The organism is Peptoniphilus ovalis (assembly GCF_018919265.1).
Classification (GTDB): domain Bacteria; phylum Bacillota; class Clostridia; order Tissierellales; family Peptoniphilaceae; genus Peptoniphilus_A; species Peptoniphilus_A ovalis.
The window spans coordinates 1-26231 of sequence record NZ_JAHLQO010000005.1; the positions used below are offsets into that span (position 1 = coordinate 1).

General features: G+C 32.4%; 21 protein-coding genes. All 21 read right to left on the reverse strand.

From position 1 onward, the window contains the following. The coding region (locus KQI68_RS07505; RefSeq protein WP_216548503.1) for a GTP-binding protein at positions 1–118 on the reverse strand (118 nt) is incomplete at its 3' end. Between the two features lie 18 nt (positions 119–136). Further along, entirely contained in the window at positions 137–2212 is a 2076-nt protein-coding gene (gene fusA / locus KQI68_RS07510; protein ID WP_216549521.1) for an elongation factor G, read from the reverse strand. A gap of 15 nt (positions 2213–2227) precedes the next feature. After that, positions 2228–2698 (reverse strand): 30S ribosomal protein S7, encoded by a 471-nt coding sequence (gene rpsG, locus KQI68_RS07515; protein WP_216549522.1) that lies wholly within the window; start codon positions 2696–2698, stop codon positions 2228–2230. Positions 2699–2790: 92 nt separating this feature from the next. Continuing rightward, positions 2791–3204 carry a 30S ribosomal protein S12 gene (rpsL, locus tag KQI68_RS07520; protein WP_019124174.1) on the reverse strand — a complete coding sequence of 138 codons (414 nt, stop codon included), beginning with the start codon at positions 3202–3204 and terminating at the stop codon, positions 2791–2793. Positions 3205–3368: 164 nt separating this feature from the next. Further along, the gene (locus KQI68_RS07525; RefSeq protein WP_216549523.1) at positions 3369–3980 is read right to left on the reverse strand and encodes a hypothetical protein; all 612 of its coding nucleotides are present in this window, start codon (positions 3978–3980) and stop codon (positions 3369–3371) included. Positions 3981–3990: 10 nt separating this feature from the next. Next, positions 3991–4572: a hypothetical protein gene (locus KQI68_RS07530; RefSeq protein ID WP_216549524.1), complete on the reverse strand. Its 582-nt coding sequence runs from the start codon at positions 4570–4572 to the stop codon at positions 3991–3993. 97 nt (positions 4573–4669) lie between these two features. Further along, positions 4670–8257, reverse strand: coding sequence for a DNA-directed RNA polymerase subunit beta' (gene rpoC / locus KQI68_RS07535; protein ID WP_216549525.1), 3588 nt, complete (start codon positions 8255–8257; stop codon positions 4670–4672). A gap of 33 nt (positions 8258–8290) precedes the next feature. Next, on the reverse strand, positions 8291–12040 hold the full coding sequence (gene rpoB / locus KQI68_RS07540; RefSeq protein ID WP_216549526.1) for a DNA-directed RNA polymerase subunit beta: 3750 nt from the start codon (positions 12038–12040) through the stop codon (positions 8291–8293). A gap of 159 nt (positions 12041–12199) precedes the next feature. Beyond that, the gene (locus KQI68_RS07545) at positions 12200–12523 is read right to left on the reverse strand and encodes a DsrE family protein (protein WP_216549527.1); all 324 of its coding nucleotides are present in this window, start codon (positions 12521–12523) and stop codon (positions 12200–12202) included. A gap of 58 nt (positions 12524–12581) precedes the next feature. Continuing rightward, on the reverse strand, positions 12582–14102 hold the full coding sequence (gene murJ / locus KQI68_RS07550) for a murein biosynthesis integral membrane protein MurJ (protein WP_216549528.1): 1521 nt from the start codon (positions 14100–14102) through the stop codon (positions 12582–12584). Between the two features lie 118 nt (positions 14103–14220). After that, positions 14221–14616 carry a SixA phosphatase family protein gene (locus KQI68_RS07555; protein WP_216549529.1) on the reverse strand — a complete coding sequence of 132 codons (396 nt, stop codon included), beginning with the start codon at positions 14614–14616 and terminating at the stop codon, positions 14221–14223. After that, complete coding sequence (gene eno / locus KQI68_RS07560; protein WP_216549530.1) at positions 14613–15902, reverse strand: phosphopyruvate hydratase; 1290 nt, start codon at positions 15900–15902, stop codon at positions 14613–14615. The genes KQI68_RS07555 and eno overlap by 4 nt, the downstream gene beginning before the upstream one ends. Then, positions 15899–17419 carry a 2,3-bisphosphoglycerate-independent phosphoglycerate mutase gene (gpmI, locus tag KQI68_RS07565; protein WP_216549531.1) on the reverse strand — a complete coding sequence of 507 codons (1521 nt, stop codon included), beginning with the start codon at positions 17417–17419 and terminating at the stop codon, positions 15899–15901. Before gpmI ends, eno begins: the two co-directional genes overlap by 4 nt. Next, complete coding sequence (gene tpiA, locus KQI68_RS07570; RefSeq protein WP_216549532.1) at positions 17416–18159, reverse strand: triose-phosphate isomerase; 744 nt, start codon at positions 18157–18159, stop codon at positions 17416–17418. The genes gpmI and tpiA overlap by 4 nt, the downstream gene beginning before the upstream one ends. Beyond that, entirely contained in the window at positions 18156–19343 is a 1188-nt protein-coding gene (locus tag KQI68_RS07575) for a phosphoglycerate kinase (RefSeq protein ID WP_216549533.1), read from the reverse strand. Before KQI68_RS07575 ends, tpiA begins: the two co-directional genes overlap by 4 nt. 439 nt (positions 19344–19782) lie before the next feature. Then, entirely contained in the window at positions 19783–21258 is a 1476-nt protein-coding gene (gene gltX / locus KQI68_RS07580; protein WP_216549534.1) for a glutamate--tRNA ligase, read from the reverse strand. Between the two features lie 14 nt (positions 21259–21272). Continuing rightward, complete coding sequence (locus KQI68_RS07585) at positions 21273–22895, reverse strand: S-layer homology domain-containing protein (RefSeq protein WP_246541274.1); 1623 nt, start codon at positions 22893–22895, stop codon at positions 21273–21275. 88 nt (positions 22896–22983) lie between these two features. Next, entirely contained in the window at positions 22984–24312 is a 1329-nt protein-coding gene (locus KQI68_RS07590; RefSeq protein WP_216549535.1) for an NCS2 family permease, read from the reverse strand. Positions 24313–24410: 98 nt separating this feature from the next. After that, positions 24411–25049 carry a hypothetical protein gene (locus KQI68_RS07595; RefSeq protein ID WP_216549536.1) on the reverse strand — a complete coding sequence of 213 codons (639 nt, stop codon included), beginning with the start codon at positions 25047–25049 and terminating at the stop codon, positions 24411–24413. After that, positions 25046–25636: a hypothetical protein gene (locus KQI68_RS07600; protein WP_216549537.1), complete on the reverse strand. Its 591-nt coding sequence runs from the start codon at positions 25634–25636 to the stop codon at positions 25046–25048. The genes KQI68_RS07595 and KQI68_RS07600 overlap by 4 nt, the downstream gene beginning before the upstream one ends. Further along, the gene (locus tag KQI68_RS07605) at positions 25633–26229 is read right to left on the reverse strand and encodes a hypothetical protein (protein ID WP_216549538.1); all 597 of its coding nucleotides are present in this window, start codon (positions 26227–26229) and stop codon (positions 25633–25635) included. Before KQI68_RS07605 ends, KQI68_RS07600 begins: the two co-directional genes overlap by 4 nt. Between the last annotated feature and the right edge of the window lie 2 nt (positions 26230–26231).

Genomic DNA, 26231 nt, shown 5'->3' on the forward strand with positions numbered 1-26231 from the left:
ATCTGTCATGTAGTGTTTTTGTTATTGCTGCTGTAAGTGTTGTCTTACCGTGGTCAACGTGACCGATTGTTCCAATGTTAACATGTGGTTTATTTCTTTCAAATTTTGATTTAGCCATTATAATCCTCCTAAATAATTAGTCTTTCTTTTTATCTCCAACTACTTCTTCTGCAATTGAAGCAGGTACTTCTTCGTAGTGATCGAATTGCATTGAGTAGTTTGCTCTACCTTGTGTATTTGAACGTAAGCTTGTTGCGTAACCAAACATTTCTGCTAGTGGTACATAAGCTGTAACAACTTGAGCTCCAGCTACAAGTTCCATACCTTCCATTCTTCCACGTCTTGAGTTGATGTCTCCGATTACATCTCCCATGTATTCTTCAGGAGTAGTAACTTCAACCTTCATCATTGGTTCAAGAAGAACTGGGTCAGCCTTAGCAAGTGCATCTCTAAGAGCCATAGAACCTGCTATCTTAAATGCCATTTCTGAAGAGTCAACTTCGTGGTAAGAACCATCGTAAAGAGTTACCTTTACATCAAGAACTTCGTATCCACCAACAATACCTGATTGTAGTGCTTCTTCAATACCTTGTTGAGTTGGTCCAATAAATTCTTTAGGAATAGCACCACCAACAATTGCATTTTCAAATATAAAGCCTTCACCTGGTTGATTAGGTTCGATTCTAATCTTAGCGTGACCATATTGTCCACGACCACCAGATTGACGAGCGTATTTAGCTTCGCCTTCAGCTGCTTTTCTAATACCTTCTCTATAAGATACTTGAGGGTTACCGATATTAGCCTCAACTTTAAATTCTCTTAGAAGTCTATCAACGATGATATCAAGGTGAAGTTCACCCATACCAGCGATAATAGTTTGTCCAGTTTCATCATCAGTATAAGTTTTGAAAGTTGGATCTTCTTCAGCAAGTTTTGCAAGTGCAATTGCCATCTTGTCTTGAGAAGCTTTAGTCTTTGGTTCAATAGCTACTGAGATTACTGGTTCTGGGAATTCCATGTTTTCAAGAATTACTTGAGCTTTTTCGTCACATAGAGTGTCTCCAGTAGTAGTATCTTTAAGACCTACAGCTGCAGCAATTTCTCCAGTATGGATTTCGTCAAGTTCTTCTCTCTTGTTAGCGTGCATTTGAAGGATTCTACCGATTCTTTCACGCTTACCTTTAGAAGCATTCATTACATATGAACCAGCTTCAAGAATACCTGAATAAACTCTAAAATATGCTAACTTACCAACATATGGGTCAGTAACAATTTTAAATGCAAGTGCTGAGAATGGTTCATCATCTGATGGATGTCTTTCAACTTCGTTGCCATCTAAGTCTGTACCTGTAATAGCAGGGATATCAAGTGGAGATGGTAGGTAGTCAATAATCGCATCAAGAAGTAATTGAACTCCCTTATTTTTATAAGAAGATCCACAAGAAACTGGAGTCATCTTAACTGCAAGAGTTCCCTTTCTAATAGCCTTCTTTAATGTTTCATTATCTATATCTTCACCTTCAAGATAAGCCATCATTAAATCTTCATCAAATTCAGATGCCTTTTCAATTAGGTTTTCTCTGTATTCATTTGCTTGATCTAGGTAATCATCTGGAACATCAGTGATTTCAATTTCTTTACCTAGTTCATCCTTGTAAATTTCAGCTTTCATTTCTACAAGGTCAATCATTCCAATGAAAGTATCTTCTGCACCAATTGGAATTTGGATAGGAACTGGATTACCTTTAAGTTTCTTATCGATTGTATCAACAGATCTAAAGAAATCAGCACCAGTAACGTCCATTTTGTTAATATGTGCAATTCTTGGTACACCATATTTATCTGCTTGTCTCCAAACAGTTTCTGATTGTGGTTCTACCCCTGATTTAGCATCAAATAATGCAACTGCACCGTCAAGAACTCTTAGAGATCTTTCAACTTCAACAGTAAAGTCAACGTGTCCTGGAGTGTCTATGATGTTTAATCTATGATCTCTCCAGTGAGCTGTTGTAGCTGCAGAAGTAATAGTAATACCTCTTTCTTGCTCTTGTTCCATCCAGTCCATTTGTGCTCCACCTTCGTGAGTTTCTCCTATTTTGTGGATTTTACCAGCGTAAAATAGAATACGTTCAGTTGTAGTAGTTTTACCAGCATCAATATGGGCCATAATACCTATATTTCTAACTTTCTCTAATGGATAATCTCGAGACATTTCTTCCTCCCCTTATTACCATCTATAGTGTGCAAATGCCTTGTTGGCTTCTGCTGTTCTATGCATTTCATCTTTTCTCTTAACGCTTCCGCCAAGACCATTAGATGCATCTAGAATTTCTTTTGCAAGTCTTTCGTGCATTGTCTTTTCGCCTCTAGCTCTTGCATATTTAACTAGCCATCTTAGTCCTAGTGTTTGGCGTCTTTCCGGTCTAACTTCCATAGGAACTTGGTAAGTAGCACCACCAATTCTTCTACCTTTTACTTCAAGTACAGGCATTACATTATTTAGTGCCTTGTAAAATACTTCTAGTGCGTCCTCTCCTGTTTGTTCAGAAACAGTTTCAAGTGCTCCATAAACAATTCTTTGAGCAGTACCTTTTTTACCGTCAAGCATAACATTGTTTATAAGTTTTGTGATAACTACATCACTATACATTGGATCAGCCATAACTTCACGTTTTTGGATATGTCCTTTTCTTGGCATAACTTCCCTCCTTAACTATTTTCAGTCGATTCATTGGTACTCAGGTTGAGCCCGTAAGCCAAAAAATCTATAATAATCATAAAAAAATTCTATCAGTTCTTAGGTTTTTTAGTACCATATTTAGATCTTGATTGTTTTCTATCAGTAACTCCTGCTGTATCTAGAGTTCCTCTAACAATATGATATCTAACCCCTGGTAAATCCTTAACTCTTCCACCACGTATTAAAACAACACTGTGTTCTTGAAGATTGTGACCAATTCCTGGAATGTAAGCCATTACTTCGTATCCGTTAGTTAAACGAACTCTGGCAACTTTTCTTAAAGCTGAGTTAGGTTTCTTAGGTGTTACTGTTCTTACTGCAACACATACTCCTCTTTTTTGTGGAGAATTAACTTCTGTTTCAACTTTCTTTAAAGTATCGTAGTTTACATCAAGAGCTGGTGATTTAGATTTACTGTGAATTTTCTTTCTACCATTTCTTACTAATTGGTTAATTGTAGGCATTCTTGCACCTCCTGTTTAAAATAATGATATTTGCACATTACTAAGACTACCTAAAATAGGTAGTCTCGTCTCAAATACTGTTCAATTTTACCATTTAAAGCAAATTAAGTCAACTAAAAATTTGATAAAATGGGAGTTTCTTCAAACTTTTTTAAACTTTAATATTAATCTAAACTTATAAAAATAAATCTATCAAAATTAAAAATATTATAAAAAGTTACAATTACAAATAATAAAATAAAAATAATTTCACTTATAAGAAATATTTTTTTATAAATATCATTATTTACAAAATATTTCTTCAAAACTTTTTTATCAACTATATACTTAAAAGCAAAGTGAATAAATAAAGCGAGAATCAGCGTAATAAAATAATCTCTAGAACTAATTCCATAAATTTTTATTTTTTCATCATTAATTAAACTAAAGGGCATGGAGCAAATAACTGCGACAATGGAAATAAATATAAAACTTATTTTATCAACAACTGGGTTATTTATTAGAAATTCTCCCCTTTTACTTTGACTAGCAAGTGTAAGTATTGCCCACGCTACAAATATAACTGCTCCAAAAACTAATATTTTTGGAAAATCATAAAAAGAAAAAGGATCATTATACAAATTTCTTTGAATGTCCATTAAAACATAGGAAGTGAAAATAAAATAATATTTAAAATCAGATTCATCTTTATTTCCATAAAAGATTTTAGAGAAAACCAAGAAAATAAAAATAGCTAACACCATGCTTATAGAACTTCTATAATCTTTTAAAATCATATCAACCACCTCATTGACCCCAAATCTTTAAATTTTCTAAATTTACATATAAATATACTTTTTCTGCTACATAGATAACTAGATATATAAAATTAAGTGCAATAAAAATTTTTCTATACTTATCTTTTTCTACAAATACTTCTTTTAACGCTCTTCTAACAGTTATTAATACAAAAAAGAATACTAAAATCGCTTCAACAAAAATATATTTTCTAAGTTCATCAAGATGATAAAAAATTTCTAAATCAAATATTGAGTTGAAAATATAATAACTTAATGCTGAAATAATTAAAATTATTTCTGTATAAATCAATATGTACTTATTGAGATTAATGTTTTTCTTAAAAGTTTTTCCACTTTCTGTCATTGAATAAAATTTGAATAAGAAAAAGGATGCAAGCATTGTTATAAAAAACACTTTTGTTTTAAAAGTATCAAAGAACAATCTGTCTTGAAAAACTAATATGTATAGCGAGCTTCCTGCAAATCCATAAGTAGGACTCACTTCATCTTTTCTCATATAACTTATTGCGACAAGAAGTCCAACTGCAACTAATACTAGGTAAAAAATTAATTTTACACCTTCATTCATAATCCACCTCTATAAATACATTTTACCATTCTAAATAGATAAATAAAAGTTTACAAAAAAAGATGCTGCATAAAGCAACATCTCTTTTCTAATTTATTTATTCTTCTTCAACTGTTTCAAGTTCAAGTTTTAAATCTTTTTTAGTAACTACTTCAGAGTTTTCTAAAATATTATATTCTTCTCTTAACTCATCATTAACAGCAATTTGAACTCTAGAATTTGATCTAGTACCTGTACCTGCTGGAATTAATTGTCCGATAATAATATTTTCTTTTAAGCCTTCTAGCTTATCAACTTTTCCCTTAATTGCCGCATCTGTAAGAACTCTAGTAGTTTCTTGGAATGATGCTGCTGATAAGAAGGAATCTGTTGCAAGTGAAGCCTTTGTTATACCAAGAAGATTTATAACACCAATTGCTGGTTGTCTTCCTTCTTCAATAGCTTCAGCATTTGCTCTCTTATAATCAACTACATTTACAAGTGAACCTGGAAGTAAGTCAGTTTCGCCTGGATCTTCGATTTTGCATTTTGATAGCATTTGTCTAACAATGATTTCAATATGCTTGTCGTTGATATCTACCCCTTGTAGTCTGTAAACTCTTTGAACTTCTTTTACAATATATTCTTCAACGCCCTTAGGTCCTTTAACACGAAGTAAGTCTTGAGGATATACTGAACCTTGAGTTAGTTCATCTCCTGCTTCGACTTCATCTCCTGTTTTAACCTTAAGTCTTGAGCCATAAACTATATTGTAAGTATCAACTGAACCGTCTTCTGTTGTAATAACAACTTCTCTTTTCTTAGCAGTTTCCTTAACTTCAACAACTCCTGCTCTTTCAGCAATTATTGCAAGTCCCTTAGGTTTTCTAGCTTCGAAAAGTTCTTCAACTCTAGGAAGACCTTGTGTGATGTCGGCTGCAGATGCTACCCCACCAGTGTGGAAAGTTCTCATTGTAAGTTGTGTACCTGGTTCACCAATTGATTGAGCAGCTATTACACCAACAGCTTCTCCAATGCTTATGTGAGAACCTGTTGCAAGGTTTTTACCATAGCAGTGTGCACAAACTCCATTTTTACTCTTACATCCAAGAACTGATCTAACCTTTACATCAGTGATGCCTGCAGCTTCAATTTCAACTGCAACCTCATCAGGGATTTGTTCATTTGCATGAACCATAATTTCTCCAGTTTCTGGATGAACTATATCTTCAAAGGCATATCTTCCTTCGATTCTGTCAGCAAGTGATTCGATTAATTCCTTGCCATCTTTAAATGCTCTTGCCACAAGATATTCATCAGTTCCACAGTCTTCTTCTGAGATTATAACTTGTTGTGAAACATCTACTAGTCTTCTTGTCAAATATCCTGAGTCGGCAGTTCTTAGAGCAGTATCGGCAAGACCCTTTCTAGAACCATGGGCTGACATGTAGAATTCAAGTACTGATAATCCTTCTCTAAAGTTTGAAGTGATTGGAACTTCTATTGTTCTACCTGAAGGTGATGCCATAAGTCCACGCATACCTGCAAGTTGTCTAATTTGATTCTTAGAACCTCTGGCTCCTGAATCTGCCATGATATAGATATTGTTTAGCTCATCAAAGCCATCCATTACATCATCAGTTAAGTCATCAGTTGCCTTGTTCCAAATTTCAATTACCTTTTCATATCTTTCTTCATCAGAGATAAGACCTCTTCTGAAAGCTTTTTCGTATTTAGCAACTTCTTTTTCTGCATCTGCTAAGATTTGTGGTTTAGACTCTGGAATTTGAACATCACCCATTGATATTGAAATAGCTCCAATAGTTGAGTAATGGTATCCATTAGCCTTAATATCATCTAATAGTTTAGCAGTTTTAAGGTTGCCGTGTTTTTTATAAGTTTTTTCAATTATTTTACCAAGAAGTTTCTTGTCAATTACTTGATCAATTTCAAGAGAATATTTATCTTCGTCTCTATTTACAAAGCCTAAGTCTTGTGGGATAAATTCATTTACCAAAAATCTTCCAACAGTAGAAGAAACAATTTTCCCTCTTTTGTCGTTTTCATCTGCAAATCTTCTCACAGAAACATGAGATTGTAGATGTAAAAATCCTGACTCATAAGCGTGGAACATTTCATCATAGTTTCTATAAATTGATCCATCGCCTGGCATTTTATCTTTTCTGTCTAATGTTAAATAGTAAGAACCCAAAACCATATCTTGAGTAGGTGTTGTAATTGGCTTACCATCTTTTAGAGCTAAGATGTTATTTGTAGAAAGCATTAAAAGTCTAGCTTCTGCTTGGGCTTCTGTTGAAAGTGGTAAATGGACAGCCATTTGGTCCCCATCAAAGTCGGCGTTGTATGCAGTACAGCTAAGTGGATGAAGTTTAATAGCTTTACCTTCAACTAAGACTGGTTCAAAAGCTTGAATTCCAAGTCTGTGAAGAGTCGGTGCACGGTTAAGTAGCACTGGGTGGTCCTTGATTACATCTTCAAGCACATCCCAAACTTCTTCTCTTCCTCTTTCTACCATTCTCTTTGCTGATTTTATATTATAAGTTAATTCTCTAGCTACAAGCTCTCTCATTACAAAAGGCTTAAATAGTTCTAGAGCCATATTTTTTGGAAGTCCACATTGATAAAATTTAAGGTCTGGACCAACTACGATTACAGAACGTCCAGAGTAGTCAACTCTTTTACCAAGTAGGTTTTGACGGAAACGACCTTGCTTACCCTTTAACATTTCTGAAAGAGATTTAAGTGGTCTGTTACCAGGACCAGTTACAGGTCTTCCTCTTCTTCCATTGTCAATAAGTGCATCTACAGATTCTTGAAGCATTCTCTTTTCGTTTCTTACAATGATATCTGGTGCATTTATATCCATTAACTTTTTAAGTCTGTTATTTCTATTTACAATTCTTCTATATAAATCATTTAAATCACTTGTAGCAAATCTACCACCATCAAGTTGAACCATAGGTCTTAAATCTGGTGGGATTACTGGAATCGCATCTAATATCATCCATTCAGGCTTGTTGTCTGATTGAATAAAAGCATCAATTACTTCTAGTCTTCTTGTGATTCTGATTTTCTTTTGACCAGTTGCATCTTGAAGCTCTTCAGTTAACTCGTCATTTTCCTTTTGAAGGTCAACTTTTTCAAGTAAATCTCTAATAGCTTCTGCACCCATTTTTGCAGTGAATTTATCTCCGAATTCTCTTTTAAATTCTCTGTATTCAATTTCAGTCAAAAGTTGCTTTTCATAAAGTGTAGTTTCACCTGGTTCTACATGAGTAACTATATATGATGCAAAGTAAAGCACCTTTTCAAGAGCTCTTGGACTCATGTCAAGGACAAGACCCATTCTTGAAGGAATTCCCTTAAAGTACCAAATGTGAGAAACTGGAGCGGCAAGTTCAATATGACCCATTCTTTCACGACGAACCTTAGCCTTAGTTACTTCAACTCCACATTTTTCACAGACTACTCCCTTATATCTAACTCTCTTATACTTACCACAAGAGCATTCCCAATCCTTAGTAGGTCCAAAAATCTTTTCGCAGAATAGACCTTCCTTTTCTGGTTTTAATGTTCTGTAGTTAATAGTTTCCGGTTTTTTTACCTCACCATAAGACCATGATCTAATCTTTTCTGGTGAAGCAAGTCCAATTTTTATTGAATGGAATAATTCATGTTCGCTCAAGGAGCACTTCTCCTTTCATATTACAATTGAATATTAATCATCAATTGAGTCATTATCGTCATCGTAGTCGTCTTCATCATCACTATCTTCATCTTCATAGTAATGACTGTTTTCAAAAGACTCTACTTCATCATTAGATATAGTTCTAATTCCTGCAGTAGGATTTGAGCTTGAATGTTCAATTAGCTCTTTAATGTCATCTTCAGATTCAGTGTTTTTGTCATCTATATTGTCAATCTTTGTTAATTCATCTTCATCAACTTCAAGATCAACTTCATGTCCATTTTCATCAAGAACTTGGATTTCTAATGCAAGTGATTGAAGTTCCTTAATAAGAACTTTAAAGGATTCTGGCACTCCTGGTTGAGGAATATTTTCTCCCTTAACAATTGCTTCATAAGTCTTAACACGTCCTACTATATCATCAGACTTAACTGTAAGCATTTCTTGAAGTGTATAACTTGCACCATAGGCTTCAAGAGCCCAAACTTCCATTTCTCCAAATCTTTGTCCACCAAATTGAGCCTTTCCTCCTAGTGGTTGTTGAGTTACTAGTGAGTAAGGTCCTGTTGAACGAGCATGGATCTTTTCATCTACTAAGTGGTGAAGTTTTAACATATACATATATCCAACTGTAACTGGATGGTCGAATTCTTCACCTGTTCTACCGTCACGAAGTTGAATCTTGCCATCTCTTGAGTATCCTGCTTTTTCAAGTGTGTCGAAGATGTCATTTTCATTAGCACCATCGAATACTGGAGTGGCCACATGCCATCCAAGTTTTTTAGCAGCAAGTCCCAAGTGAACTTCAAGTACTTGTCCAAGGTTCATACGAGATGGTACCCCTAGTGGGTTTAGTACTATTTGGATAGGTGTTCCATCAGGCATATATGGCATGTCTTCTTTAGGCATTACTCTAGAAATTACACCCTTGTTACCGTGACGACCACACATCTTATCTCCAACTTGGATTTTTCTCTTAGTTGCAACAAAGACTCTAACCATTTCGTTTACACCTGGTTGAAGTTCGTCGCCTTCAGATCTATTAAATGTTTTAACATCTACGACAATTCCATGTTCACCATGAGGTAGTCTTAGAGATGTGTCTCTTACTTCTCTTGCCTTTTCGCCAAAGATTGAACGAAGAAGTCTTTCTTCTGCAGATAGTTCAGTTTCTCCCTTTGGAGTAACTTTACCAACTAGGATATCTCCTGGTTTAACTTCTGCACCAATTCTAATAATTCCACGAGCATCAAGATCTTTTAACATATCTTCGCCCACATTTGGAATATCTCTTGTAATTTCTTCAGGTCCAAGTTTTGTATCTCTTGCTTCTGATTCGTACTCTTCAATATGAAGTGAAGTTAGTACATCGTCTATAACAAGCTCTTGACTTACAAGCATGGCATCTTCATAGTTATATCCTTCCCAGTTCATAAAGGCAATGAGGATATTTTTACCTAGAGCCATTTCTCCCATGTCTGTACTTGGTCCATCTGCGATGATTTCACCAGCTTCTACCTTATCTCCAAAGCTTACAATAGGTCTTTGGTTAATAGTAGTACCTTGGTTACCACCCATGAATTTATGAAGTTTATAATTGTCAACTCCAGATTTATCGTCTCTTTCAATTTCAATGTGGTTTGAGTCAACTTTTTTAACTACACCAGCATTTTTAGCTACAATTACAACACCTGAGTCCTTTGCCGCTCTGTATTCAATACCTGTACCTACAACTGGTGCTTCAGTTTTAAGTAGAGGAACTGCTTGACGTTGCATGTTGGCACCCATTAGTGCTCTGTTGGCATCGTCGTTTTCAAGGAAAGGAATCATGGAAGTACCTACAGCTACAATTTGTTGAGGTGAAACGTCCATGTAGTTTACATCTTTTATATCAAATATATCGGCATTACCGCCATGACCTCTGGCTGCAATTCTGTCTTCTACAAATTTGTTATTTTCGTCAAGCTTTTCATCAGCTTGTGCGATAATTTGCTCCCATTCGACATCTGCTGTTAGATAGTCGATTTGGTCAGTTACAACTCCGTCTACAACTTTTCTGTATGGAGTTTCAATAAATCCGTATTCGTTGATTCTCGCATAAGTTGTAAGGGAAGTTATAAGTCCAATATTTGGACCTTCTGGCGTTTCAATAGGGCACATTCTTCCGTAGTGTGAGTTATGGACATCACGCACTTCAAATCCAGCTCTATCTCTGCTCAACCCACCAGGTCCAAGTGCAGATAACCTTCTTTTGTGAGTTAATTCTGATAGAGGATTGTTTTGATCCATAAATTGTGAAAGTTGTGAAGAGCCAAAGAATTCTTTGATAGCTGCTGTCACAGGTCTAATATTAATAAGTGATTGTGGAGTTGTTGCATCTACATCTTGTACAGTCATTCTTTCACGAATAACTCTTTCCATTCTAGATACACCAATTCTAAATTGATTTTGAAGAAGTTCACCAACTGAACGAATTCTTCTATTGCCTAAGTGGTCTATATCATCAACTTCTCCAATATTGTTTAATAAGTTAAATTCGTAATTGATACCAGCTATAATATCATCTACTAAAATATTTTTAGGAGATAATTCTCTATGAGCCTTTACAAGTTCTTCTTTAAACTTTTCAGTGTCATCTGAAAACTCTTCGAATAGCTCATCGAAAAGAGGTCTATACACCTTTTCTTTGAATCCCAATTCTTCCATTGAAAAATCAAGTTCATAAGCATCTACAAAAGTAAAGTTATTTCCTATAACGATAGTAGTTTCACTTGCGTGGTCTTGGTTTAAATCGGATTTTAATACAACCTGATTTACACCTGCTGATTCAATTCTATTTGCCATTTCTCTGTCGATATATCCATCAGTTTCAACTAGAACTTCTCCAGTCATTGGATCGATTATATCTTCTGCGGCAAAATTGTCTTCGATTCTAGCACTGATTCCCAATTTTTTGTTGAATTTATATCTTCCAACTTTTGCAAGATCGTATCTTCTGTCGTCGAAAAACATATTTTCAAATAGAGATTGTGCTGATTCAATTGTTGGAGGCTCACCTGGTCTTAATTTTTTATAGATTTCAAGTAGAGCTTCACCCTTATTAGTTGTAATATCTTTTTCAAGAGTTTTTAAAACAGTTTCATTTTCACCAAGAACGTCAATGATTTCGCTATTAGATTCAACTCCAATTGCTCTTAAAAGAATTGTAATTGGAATTTTTCTAGTTCTGTCGATTCTTACATTGATTACTCCTTGAGCATCTGTTTCAAATTCAAGCCACGCCCCTCTGTTAGGGATAAGAGTTGCAGAATAAATCTTTTTACCAGTCTTGTCTCTGTCTTCTTTATAATACGCTCCCGGACTTCTTACAAGTTGCGAAACGACAACACGTTCTGCACCATTGATTACAAAAGTTCCAGTTGGAGTCATAAGTGGGAGATCTCCCATGAAGACTTCTTGCTCCTTAACTTCTCCAGTTTCAGTATTTATTAGTCTAACTTTAACCTTTAAAGGAGCACTGTAATTAGTATCTCTTTGCTTTGATTCGTCGATATCATATTTAATATCTTCAGATAAATGATAGTCAACAAATTCTAAAATTAAATTTCCAGAGTAGTCCTCGATTGGAGAAACATCATCAAAAACCTCTTTCAACCCTTCATCAATTAACCATTTATATGAAGAAGTCTGCACGTCTAAGAGATTTGGAAGTGACATTACCTCATCTACACGAGAAAAACTCATTCTCTCACGTTTCCCATATTTCACAGGATGTACCATTAATTTTTCACCCTAGCCTTTCAAATGAGTGTACCGAATTAGAGAACACTACGCCACTCTAATTGTTATTATGCAATTAATCATTTTATCATTTGTATTATTATTTTTCAAGGCTATAAATAAAAAAATCCTGCCAAATTTGACAGAATTTCTTTACAATTAAAGTCTTATATAAGCATATCCTTCGTTTTGAAGTTTTGCTATCTTTGTTATTACTAAATCTTCAATTTTTATTCCAGAAGGAATCATATCTTCAGATAATTTATTTTGTTCAAGAGCGGTTTTTCCAATAGTTATATTAACTTTAGGATTTCCCAATACTCCGTCAAAATCAACTCCTGAATATCTGTTAAAAAGTGCTGCTGCCTTTGACATTGCAATGATTTCAATCTCTACATCATCATAAGTTCTTAAAATATCTTTGACATTTGAAAGAACCGCTTGCCATTTGTCTTGTTCAACTACGTGAAAAATTACTTTCATTAAATCACCTCTGTTAAATAATATTTTACACTAATAAAGAGGAAAAGAAAAGTCTTATCTAAATTCTCTTTTTCCCAATCTTTTCAAAAATTAGATTAAATATTTCTTTAATCTCATCTACTCTTAGAATTATTAAAAGTAAAAGATAAATAACTCCAGCCATTACGATGGAAATAAGTAGAGATAAATTACTTCCAAGCCTGTCAAATAGCATATTGTAAAATACTTTTGAGCCAACTGCCATTATAATAGAAGAAATTGTAATTTTAATAATATTTGTTACGAGTTTCTTGTCAAAGACATTTCCAATGTATTTAATAGATGGAAGATAAATTGTAATCGCTCCAATTATAAAAGAGATTGTAGTTGCAAGGGCAAGTCCCTCTATTCCCATTAATTTTGAAAGAATAAAACTAAGTATAATATTTATTCCAACGATTAAAACAGAATTTATTAGGGGGGTCTTGTTATCAGAAATTGAATAAAAAACTCTTGATAAAATTTCTCGAACTCCAATTCCTATTACTCCAAAGGCATAGAAAGATAGTACAACTGCAGTAATTCTTGCATCATCAAGTGTAAACTCTCCACCTACAAATAATAAATTAACAATTGGTAGAGAATATGCGTAAAGTCCAAAGGCCGCTGGAATTACAAGAAGAAGCATATTTGAGAGCCCTTCTCTAAGTGATTTATTTAAATTCAGAAAATCTTTTTTAGATCCAAAGTTTGCCAGCTTAGGATATGTTGCAGTAATAATTGATGTTACAACAATTCCTGTAACAAATCCCTGGAGCTTATATGCGTAGTTAAGAATTGAAATTCCACCTGCAAATAATCCCGATGAAAGGGAACGAGAAATCATAAAGTTAATTTCAATTGCAGATGTTGAAATTAAAATTGGAAGAATGAGATAAAACATCTTCTTAATATTTTTATCTGCAAAATTTATTTTTAATCTATATCTGTAACCAGTACTTTTAATTGGAAGAATAAAAATTACATATTGAAGTGTGAAAGATAGAAATATTCCAATTGCAAGATAGTTAATTCCAAGCTTATACGAAGCTGCCATTGCAGCAATTATAATTACATTCATAAGAATTGAGTGAAGAACTGAAACTATAAACTTCTCATGAATTTGTAAGTATGCTTTATAAATTGAACTTGTTGCAGTTACAGATATAGAAAGCATTGCAACTCTTGAAACAAAAACCGCAAGGTCTAGCTTCTCCCCTGTAAAACCTTCAGCCATTAACTTTACAAGAGGTCTTGCAAAAATTATAGAAATAATTGTAATTATAATAAAAATTAGCATAATTATATTTGCAAGATTCGATGTGAAATCATCAGCGCTCTTTTTGTTTTCTCTTTGTCTAATTTTGTCATACATTGGAATATAACCATTGGCAACAGCTCCACTTATTACATTAGTAAAAGTCATTGGAAGCTGAAAAGCGATTAAGAAAATATCTGCAATTATTCCAGCTCCAAAGAAGTATGCAAGAGCCTTCTCACGAAGAAGACCAAAAACTTTTGATAGAATTGTAATAATCATAAGTATATAAGAAGTTTTCATTTAAAATCTCCATTCATAAAAATTAAAAAGACTTGAGCCTTTTACTCAAGTCATTATATATTTTATTATATTTAATTACAAGTTTTGAATATTAAAAAATCAGCCCCTTAGGACTGATTTATTTTACTTCAACTTTATGAATACTTCCCCTTGATACAATTTTCACTTCTCCAGTGAGTTGATAGATCCAATTTGATATAAAGGGTTCATGTGACACAAAGATATAATTTTTTTCCCTTTCAAGTGTTTTGATTATATCTTCAATTCTTCCTCCTGCAAGGAAGTTTTTAACTTCATAATCTTTTTCTAAATGGCGAGATAAAATTTCTGCAGTTTCCTTTGCTCTTCTAAGTGGTGATGAGTAAATCACATAGCTTTCTTTATCTTCTAAATCCTCGGCAAATTCTTCAAAAGTTGCTTCTAATTTTTGCTTTCCAGCAATTGTTAGTTTTCTTTCGAAGTCATCATCTGCAAAGATTTCCGCTTCGCCATGTCTTATAAATATTATTTTCATTTTAAATTATAAAAGGCATCTTTGCCCGGATATTTTGCCATAGTGTAAAGTTCGTCTTCAATTCTTAGAAGTTCATTGTATTTTGCAACTCTTTCACTTCTTGCAGGTGCTCCAGTTTTTATAAATCCAGCATTTGTTGCAACTGCCAAGTCCGCAATTGTTGTGTCTTCAGTTTCTCCAGATCTGTGAGAAATAATTGCAGTCATATTGTGTCTCTTTGCAAGTTCAATGGCATCAAGAGTTTCTGTGAGTGTTCCAATTTGATTTAACTTGATTAAAATTGAATTTGAAACTTTTTCTTCGATTCCCCTTTGAAGTCTCTTTGTATTAGTTACAAATAAATCGTCTCCAACAAGTTGAACTCTATCTCCAATTGCATCTGTTAAGATTTTCCAACCTTCCCAGTCATCTTCATCAAGTCCATCTTCAATTGAATAAATAGGATATTTTTCTACAAGTTCTTCATAATATTTTGCCATTTCTTCAGAGTTTAACTTTCTATCTTCGCCCTTTAAGAAATATTCTTTTTTATCTTTATCATAGAATTCACTTGCTGCAGCATCAATTGCAAGAACTATATCTTCTCCTGATTTGTATCCTGCTTTTTCGATTGCTTCTACAATTACATCAAGTGCCTTTGCGTTAGAATCAAGGTTTGGTGCAAATCCACCTTCATCGCCTACTCCAGTTGAAAGTCCAGCTTCTTTTAAAACATCTTTTAGAGAGTGATAAACTTCTGAACCCATTCTTAGTGCTTCTTTAAAAGATTTTGCTCCCACTGGCATAATCATAAATTCTTGAATATCCACATTATTGTCGGCGTGTTCGCCACCATTTAATATATTCATCATTGGAACTGGAAGTGTCTTTGCGTTAACTCCTCCAATGTATTGATAAAATGGAAGTCCAAGTTCATCTGCTGCTGCACGAGCTACTGCAAGTGAAACTCCTAAAATTGCATTTGCTCCAAGTTTACCCTTGTTGTCAGACCCATCAAGTGCGATTAAAAGTTCATCAATTGCAACTTGGTCTAGCACATCGTATTCAAATACTAGTTCTTCAGCAATTATTTCGTTAACATTTCTTACTGCAGTTTCAACACCTTTTCCAAGGTATCTTTCATCTTTATCTCTTAATTCAACTGCTTCATAAATTCCAGTCGATGCTCCTGATGGAACTATTGCAGATCCAAAACCGTCAAATTCTGTTAAAACTTCTACTTCAATTGTAGGATTTCCCCTTGAATCAAGGACTTCTCTTGCATAGACATCTGTGATTAAGCTCATTTTACTTCCTCCTCAAATAAACTTCTTCCAGTCATTTCCTCTGGTTTTTTTATATTTAAAATTTCTAAAATTGTAGGTGCAATGTCGCATAGTGCTCCGCCACTTCTAAGTTTTCTATCCATTCCGTATAAAAATAGTGGAACTGGATTTATACTGTGAGATGTAATAACATTTCCATTATCATCTATCATAAGCTCACAGTTTCCATGGTCTGCAGTAATTATTGCTACTCCACCAACTTTATCCAAAGCATCTAAAATTTTTCTAAGCTCATAATCCACTGTTTCAACTGCTTTTATTGCAGCATCTAAATCTCCAGTGTGACCAACCATATCTGGGTTTGCAAAATTTAAAATTATGGCTCCATATTTTTCCGATTTAATTCTTTCAACTACTTCTGCAGTAACTTCAATTGCACTCATCTCCGGCTTTAAATCGTAAGTTGCAACTTTTGGAGATGGAATTAAAACTCTGTCTTCCCCTTTAAATGGAACTTCGCGTCCACCGTTAAAGAAAAATGTAACGTGTGCATATTTTTCTGTCTCTGCAATTCTAAGTTGATTGATGTGATTTTTTTCTAAGATTTCGCCCAAAGTATTTTTTGGAATTTCATCTTTAAAGGCAACAACTTTATTTTTAATTTCCTTATCGTACTCTGTCATTGTTACAACTTTTAAGTTTCCAATTTTTTCTCTTTCAAAACCGTTAAAGTTATCATCTACAAGAGCTCTTGTAATTTGTCTAACTCTATCTGGTCTAAAATTAAAAATTATAACTGAGTCGCCTTCTGAAATTTCTGAGCCTTCTACAAATTTTGCTGGCTCTAAAAATTCATCAGTTACTTTTTTGTCGTAGGAATTCTTTATATAATCTAGAATATTTTCTTCTACAAGGTATTCATCAGAAACTATGTTATCATAGTATTTCTTAGTTCTTTCCCATCTATTGTCCCTATCCATTGCAAAGTATCTTCCACAAATTGTGGCAATCTTACCTACTCCAATTTCTTTAATGTCATCTTGGAATTCTTTTATATCTTCTATACTTGCATTTGGCGAAACATCACGACCATCTGTAATTGCATGAATATAAACTTCACTTAGTCCTTCTCTCTTTGCAAGTTCCACAAGTGCCTTTAAGTGATTCATGTGTGAATGAACTCCACCCTTTGAAAGAAGTCCAATTAAATGAAGTTTTGAATTATTTTTCTTTGCATTTTCTGTAGCTTCTAAAAATTCACTATTTTCATAAAATTCGCCATCTTCAATTGACTTAGTTATTTTTGTAAGATTTTGATAAATCACTCTACCTGCGCCTATGTTTAAATGTCCAACTTCTGAGTTACCCATTTGGCCATGAGGAAGTCCAACATATTCTTCGCTGGCAAAAATTTCAGTGTATGGACAAGTTTTTCTAAGAGAGTCAATTGTTGGAGTGTTAGCCATTTTTACGGCGTTTCCATTTACTTTATCTCTATTTCCAAATCCATCCAAAATAATTAGCATAGCTGGTTTCATAAATTTTCTCCCGCTTTTATAATTTCAATAAAATCTTCAGATTTTAAACTAGCTCCTCCAACAAGAACTCCATCAATATTTTCCTTTGATAGAATTTCAACTGCGTTTTCAGGTTTAACTGATCCGCCGTATAGAATTCTTGTTGAATCTGCTTCTTCAGTATATTCTTCTATCAATGTATTTCTAATTTCTTTACACATTTCTTCAGCATCAATAGAATTACAAGTTTTACCTGTTCCAATTGCCCAAATTGGCTCATAGGCAATTGTAATGTTTTCAAGAGTCTTTATATCTTTTAGAGATGCAAGAAGTTCATCTCTTACAAATTCAACTTCTTTACCTTTTTCTCTTATTTCTTCTGATTCTCCAAGGCAAAGTATGACTTTAAGCCCCTCAGATATTGCTCTTTTAACTTTTTCATTTACTATTTCATTTGATTCTTTGAATATCTCGCGCCTTTCTGAATGTCCTATAATTACAGAATTTACATCAATATCTTTTAACATTTCTGCAGAAACTTCACCAGTGTAGGCTCCATTTTCGTATTGAGAGATATTTTGAGCTGCAATTTCTATTTCGCTTTTTAATTCTTTTCTTAAAGATTCTAGTGTCACAAAGGAAGGTGCAATTAATACATCTACATTTTTAAATTCAGAATTATTTAAATCTTTAGCAAATTTTCTAGCTTCAGATGAAGTTTTATTCATCTTCCAATTTCCACAAATATATTTTCTTCTCATTCTTTATCACTAACTGCCTCTATACCTGGTAAAGTTTTTCCTTCAAGCATCTTAAGACTTGCTCCGCCTCCTGTTGAAATGTGAGTTAGTTTATCTTCAACTCCTGCCTTTTCAACTGCAGCAACAGAATCTCCTCCGCCTACAATAACTGTAGCATCAATATTTGCTAAGATTTTTGCAAGTTCAATTGTTCCATGTGAAAATTCTTCAATTTCAAAAACTCCACAAGGTCCATTTAAAATTACAGTCTTTGCACTTTCAAGTTCATTTTTTATGTCTTCTAAACTTTCTTTTCCTATATCTAAAATCATGTCTTCTAAATCAACGTCTTCAACTTCCTTAAGTTCTCCCTTGGAATCCTCCGAAAGTTCAGGTGCTACGATAACATCTTGAGGTAGTATTAAGTTAACATGATTTTCAATAGCCTTTGCCATAATCTCTCTAGCAAGATCTAACTTGTCATCTTCTACAAGAGATTTGCCAACTTCAAGACCCTTGGACTTTAAGAAAGTATTTGCCATTGCTCCAACAATTACAAGGCTATCAACTTTTTTAAGAAGTTCTTCAATTACTCCGATTTTATCTGAAACTTTTGCACCGCCAAGAATTGCAACAAAAGGTCTCTCAGGATTTTTTAAAGCCTCGTCAAAGTATTTGACTTCCTTTTCAACTAAAAATCCAACACATGATGGTAGTAACTCTGCAACTCCAACATTAGAAGCGTGAGCTCTGTGAGCAGTTCCAAAGGCGTCATTTACAAAAATATCTCCAAGTGATGCAAGTCTCTTAGAAAAGTCTTTATCATTTGCTTCTTCACCTTTAACAAATCTTAAATTTTCTAGAAGAGCAATTTCTCCACTTTTTAAATTTTTAACTTCTTCTACAACTTTATCGTCTACAACTTCTTTAGATGCAATAAATTTGACGTCTTTATTTAGTATTTCACTTGCTCTTTTTGCAACTGGTGCAAGAGATAACTCTTCTTTGTATTCTCCCTTGGGTCTACCTAGATGACTTATAAGTACAACTTTAGCTCCAGCATCAACTAGAAAATTTATAGTATCAGCCGCTTTTATAATTCTGTCGTCACCAGTAACTTTTCCATCCTTTATAGGTACATTAAAATCCACTCTTACAAGTGCTGTTTTATCTTTAAAATCAAAATCTCTAATAGTATTTTTCACATTACACCTCTTAAATGATTTTCGTCTTTTTTATCAATTAGATTATACCATAAAATAATTAATGTAACATTTATAGTAAGTATTTATAATAAATGTATATTAAATTATTTGATTTTAGTTTTTTTTGTAATATACTATGATAAATCAATAAAAAGGTGGCGAGATTATGGCTAAAATTATTAAATTTTTAACCTTTCTAAATCCCTATGTGATTTTTAATATAATTGAAATAATAATTTTAATTTTAATATTGCAAAAATTAAAGGAAATTTATAATGATAGGTGATTTTATGGAAAATTATACAGAGGTCATGAGAATACTCAAGAGTATTTTAATATACTCAATCCCACAAATTATAAAAATATACCTACTCATCAGAATTTTATACATGCTAAATAAGATAAAAAATAAACCCAGCGAATAATGCTGGGTTTTCTACTATAGTGAATTTTTAATTTTTTCTGCTCTTTCTATAAGTTTATCTTTTCCTAGTAGATAAATTATATTAGACATATCTGGTCCGTGAACATTTCCTGATATTGCTGCTCTTGTTGGCATGTAAAGTGCCTTGCCCTTTACTCCAGAATCTTTTTGAACTTCTTTCATCAGTCCCTTGGCTACTTCTAAATCTATTTCATCGTGAGATTTTACAATTTTAATAAAGGAATCTAAAAGTGCCGGTACATGCTCTGCTTGAAGTTCTTCTTTTGCTGCATCTTCTGTGATTTCAATATCTCCAAATAAGAAAGAAATATGTTCTGGAATATCTTCTAACTTGTCAATCCCCTCTCTAACAGTGTCGATTAAAACCTTGTACCATTCAAAGTTATTTCTTATTTCTTCTTCAGTGATAAGACCTGATTTTACTACAAATGGTATTGATAGTTCTGCAAGTTTATCTAAATCGTAGGATTTAATATAGTGTGAGTTAACCCAGTTTAATTTATCTGTGTCAAATATTCCACCGCTCTTACCAACTCTATCGAAGCTAAATTTTTCAACCATTTCATCAAGAGTCATGATTTCTTCGCCATCTTCTGGAGACCAACCAACAAGGGCAAGATAATTTACAAGGCCTTCTGGCAAATATCCTCTATTTCTAAAGTCTTCAACAGATACATCGCCTTGTCTCTTTGAAAGTTTCTTTCTATCTTTATTTAAAACTGTTGGAAGGTGAACAAATTCTGGTGCTTCCCATCCAAAACATTCATATAGATATACGTGTTTTGGAGTTGATGCAAGCCATTCTTCTCCTCTTACAATATGAGTTATGTCCATTAGATGATCGTCAACAATTACTGCTAAGTGATAAGTTGGGAATCCATCTGATTTCATAAGAACTTGATCGTCAATTTCATCAGTGTTAATTGTAACTTTTCCACGAACTGCATCATTGAAAGTTATGTTTTTATCCTTTGGAAGTTTAAGTCTAACTACATATTCTTCGCCAGCTTCAATTCTCTTTTTAGCTTCTTCAATTGGAATGCTTCTGCAAAGTCCGTCGTACTTAGGAACTTGTCCCTTTATTCTTTGTTCTTCACGAAGTGAGTCAAGTCTATCTTTAGTACAGAAACAGTAGTACGCATGTCCTTTCTCGATTAATTCATCTACATATTTTTGATAAATTGGAAGTCTTTGAGATTGGATATAAGGTCCTGCATCTCCTACGTCTACGATTTCTCCATCTTTTACAAATACACCTTCATCATGAGTGATGCCAGCCCATTCAAGAGATTCAATTAAATTTTCAATTGCCCCTTCAACATATCTAGTTCTATCTGTATCTTCTATTCTAAGTAAAAACTTGCCGCCATTTTTCTTTGCATATAGATAATTGTAAAGTGCAGTTCTAAGTCCTCCAATGTGTAGATATCCTGTTGGAGATGGTGCAAATCTAACTCTTACTTCTTTCATTTTGTTCATCCTTTCTATTTAGCAGTAATTTCTAAAACTTGATAATAAAACCATTGTTTTCTATTTACATCTTCAAAGGTATTCTTTGCGTATTTATCAAGAAAACTTTCGTTAATTTTTCTATCCAGTATTTTATTAAAAATAGTAGCAGCTTCTGCTCTTGTAATGTTCTTGTCTGGATTAAATTTATTTTTATCTCCAACCATTATTCCATGGCTTGAAAGAGTGTTAATCGCCTTTGATGCCCAGTGATTTTTCTTAACATCAGAAAAGTTCATTGGATTATTTCCCTCTTCAAGTTTTAGATAATTATTAATTAAATGAGCAAATTGTGCTCTAGTCATGGCATTTTCTGGTTTAAAAGTTCCGTCCTCATATCCAGAAATAAGACCTCTTTTTTCAATAAATACTATATCATCATAGTACCATGCATTCTTTTTTACATCTCTAAAGCTAGTGCTATCATTGGCCTTTGCATTAGGATCAATTATTCTCTTTAATACTGATGCTGCTTGTGCTCTTGTAATTTTTTCATTAGGAGCAAATTTTTTCTCAGAAATTCCTGTCATATAGGGTCTTCTTACAATATTTATTGATTTTGTCAGTTCATCAAGAGATTTTTCAATTTCTTCAGTTGAAACTTCTGTCTTTACAATTACATATTCAGCTGAAGCAATAGCTGCCTTTAATCTCTTTTCATTTTTATTAGTTGCCTTTGCAGTTGAAAGATTTTTTGCAAAATCAACATAATCATTTAATTTTTCTAAGCTTTTAATAGTTGAATATATGTCTGTATAATTTTCTTCCTTATTATTAACTACTGAATTATTTTCATTTTTATTTTCAGTTTTGTCAGAATTATCTTCTTTAACAAGCTCTTTAGACTTATTAGCTTCTACCTTTGGTTTTACAATATACTCTAAAGCTGCATTTTTATCTTTAGTTTCTGAAACTATTCTAATTAGAGTTCCTTCTTTGAGATTATTAATCGCAACTTCAAAGTTTCCATTTTTGTCGGCTTTAATCTCATCATAAACTTTTCTGTCAATGGCAATTCTAACATTTGCATTTTTTTCAGTTTGACCTATTATGCTTTTAGAATCAGTGTAGACATCCTTTATTTTTAAAACTCCATTTTGAGTTTTAGTAGATGATTCTAAATTCTTTTGATCACTTTTAGAATCTCCACCTTTATCAACATAACTAATTACAAAGGAATTTTTAAGATTTGAGTTTGTAACATCTTCCTTTACCTTAGTTTGAATTTCAAGATTGAGCTCATTATCTTTTATAATTGATAAATCATTGGCATTTACAGTTACAATATTTTGTCCCTTGCCCTTTATAGTAGTAGTTCTAACATCTAACTTTCCTTTAACTTCTTCACCTTTAACCATTTTAGTTTTTTCAACATCAAGTGATTTATCTAAAAGGAGAGTTACAGAAAAAGAAGAATATTTTTCCTTGAAATTTTTAGGAAGATTTATAACTAGATTATATTTAAGTACATCCCCACTTTTTGCCTGAGAAACAGCGGGCTGTTCAAGGACTACTTGAATATCTTCTGCTGCAAAAACATTTATAGTAAGCAGAGAAAATAATAATATAGATAAAAATATTTTTTTCAAATTTTTCATAAAAAAAGACCCCCTCAATATTAATATTATACTAAAGGGGGCTTAACAATTCAATAAATCAAGATTTATGAATTTTTCAATTTAATCCTTAAAATGGTAAAAGTGGTCTTAAATATCTTAGCGTAAATATTAAAGCTAAAATATACATTACAGGGCTCACTTCTTTGTGTCTTCCTGTTGCAACTTTTAAGATAACATAAGAAATCATACCAACTGAAATTCCTTCAGCAATTGAATATGCAAAAGGCATAGTTACAATTGTTAAAAATGCTGGCACAGAATCAGTATAATCGTCAAGTTTTATTAAGTTAATTGGACTTATCATAAATAATCCAACCATTACAAGTGCAGCTGATGTTGCTTGAGCTGGCACTATTGAGAATATTGGGAATAAGAATAGTGATAAGAAAAAGAAAAATGCACAAGATATTGCAGTAAGTCCTGTTCTACCACCATCAGCAACTCCTGATGCAGATTCAACAAATGTAGTAACTGTACTTGTTCCAAGAAGTGCTCCCACAACTGTACCAATTGCATCAGATAAAAGTGCACGTCCAACTCCGGGAAGATTTCCATCTTCATCAATTAAGTTTGCCTTTGTAGCAACTCCTGTTAAAGTTCCTACAGTGTCAAATAAATCAACAAATAAAAATGTAAACATTACTGAAAACATATCAAAAGTGAAAATATTTTTCCAATGAAGTTTAAAAGCAACATCTTTAATTGATGGTGGTAATGAGAATAATATTCCTCCTTCTGGGAAATGAGTTACTCCTAATACAAGTGCTAAAATTGTACCAGCAACAATTCCATATAGAAGTGCTCCTTTTACATTTTTTGCAGTTAAAAATGCCATTATCATTAAAGTTACAATAAATACAAGAGATGGTCTTGAAGCAATTTCTCCAAGAGCAATAAGAGTAGCATCATTGTTTACGATAATACCTGCTGAAATTAGACCAACTAAAGTAATAAATAGTCCAATCCCTACAGAAACTGCATTTTTAAGTGACATCGGTATAGATGTAAATATCGCTTCACGAATGTTAAAAAAGCTCATTACAATAAAAATAATACCTTCTAAAAATACAGCAGTAAGTGCATAAGACCAAGGATGACCCATGCTAAGAACTACAGTGTATGTGAAGAAAGCATTAAGACCCATACCAGCAGAAAGTCCAAAGGGAAGATTGGCAAATAAACCCATAAAAATCATTGCAATAATAGATGCTAAAATAGTGCCTGTAAAAACTCCGCCCTTGTCCATTCCTGCTTCAGCTAACATATTTGGATTTACAACTAAAATATACGACATTGTCATAAAAGTTGTAAGCCCTGCCATAAACTCAGTTTTGGCATTAGTATTTCTCTCCCTTAGAGAGAAAGTCTTTTCTAAAAAGCCTGAACTAGAATTCAAAATAAAACCTCCTTATAAATTCAGTTTTAATTCTATCACAAATGAAGTGAAATAAAAAAGACTTCTTTAATATAGAAGCCTTTTCATTAGTAATTAATTTAGAAATCTTTGTTATTGATTATTCCAAGAGAGATTACATAAATCAAAATTAGATACAATATCAATAAAGCAAAAGGAATTATTTTATTTGTGTTTTCATAAAACTCGATTACTTTTGAAACTGGATCTAATCCAATTTTATCCATCCAAGGAATAAGTGCTGGTGCAAATGTGATTAGTGTTGGTACTGCACTATCTTTTGCAAATTTCATGCTCAATGGAATTAATATTAAATAATAGGACATGAATGTCAAAATTATTAATAATCCAAGAGATTTATTTAATCCATGTATATTTATATCATGCATTAGATAAAATATTGTCAAAATATTAATAACAAAAATTATAAATGTCTCAATAAATTTCCAGTTTAATAAATCTCTTCTTGAATTTTTTAACATTAGTAGATATGAATTTGAATTATCTACGATTAAATTATTATCTGCTATTAAAAATAATGCAAAATGCAACAATGTTATAGTTACAAATACTACAGAAAAGTTCTCTCCTGCTAAAATATTAAGTGAATCTATATTCATTCCCAAAGTTTTTATTAAGATTAATAATGCAATGAAAATAAAATAATATATTATTTGTTTTTTCTTAATTTTATATGAATTTAATAATAAAGTTTTCATTCTTTCCTCGCCTTCAATAAGTTTGTAGAAAATTTATAATCTAAATAAATTGAAAATATTCCAAAGATTATTGAGATTATAATAGTCATGTATTTATACTCAAGAAAATTTTGCCAATTAAATACTAATATAGATCCTACTAAAACCAATAAAACTGTATAAATTATTACTAATATCAATTTAATATTATCTGTATAAAGTATGTGAAAGAAACTAATTAGCATAATATCAAGTGCCATAAAAGCCATTGCTGCTGGAAAGTAATTTTTATTAGTTATAAATACATAGGCTATGAGAAATATATAGCTTATGAAAAGTACCTTTGAATTTTTTAATATTTTAGCAAGTGAATATTCTTCAATTGAAACTGGCATGGTCATAAACTTTTCAAAATCTTCAAACTTTTCATCAAATATAACACTATTTCTCATGCTTAAAATCATAATTGCAATCCAATTTATAAAAAATACGCTATCTGATGTTCCTATAATAAAGAATGATAATATAAATATTAAAAATATAACAAATAAATAACCTGCAATTGATTTTTTTAATATTTTAAAGTCGTTTAAAAGTACGGCTTTCATTCTTTCATCTCCTTTAAAATTTCTTTAGAAAGTCTATAATCTAAATATAATGAAAGTAATATAACTAATGCTGATATTAAAACTGATGTTAATCTATAGTCTATTAAATTAAAAAACATTAATGCAAATCCAATTAAATTCAATAATAAAAAATAAAGTAATCCTATAAATCTTTTTTTAAATTTTACCAGCAATATGTGAAAAAAGGTCATTAATACAAAATCAACTGCTAAAAAATTTAAAAAATAAAAATTTATTAGAGATTTAGGCATTTCATCTAATGATAATAATATAATTGCAAAAACTACTGATGATATAACAAATACAACAGTATTTTTTATTATCTTTGACTTAATATATTCATTTATTGATATTGGCATTATCAAAAATTTATCTAGATCACTATAGTTATCTGAAAATACTATTTCTGCTCTAATTATTAGAGTCAATATAAAAATATAATTTATTAAACTAGATGAAATTGTTAATCCATGAAGATAAAAATTTATTATAATTACAAAAATTGTGATTAATAAGAAGGATATAGCTTGAGTCTTATATAATTTTAAATCATTTATAAGTACAGCTTTCATAA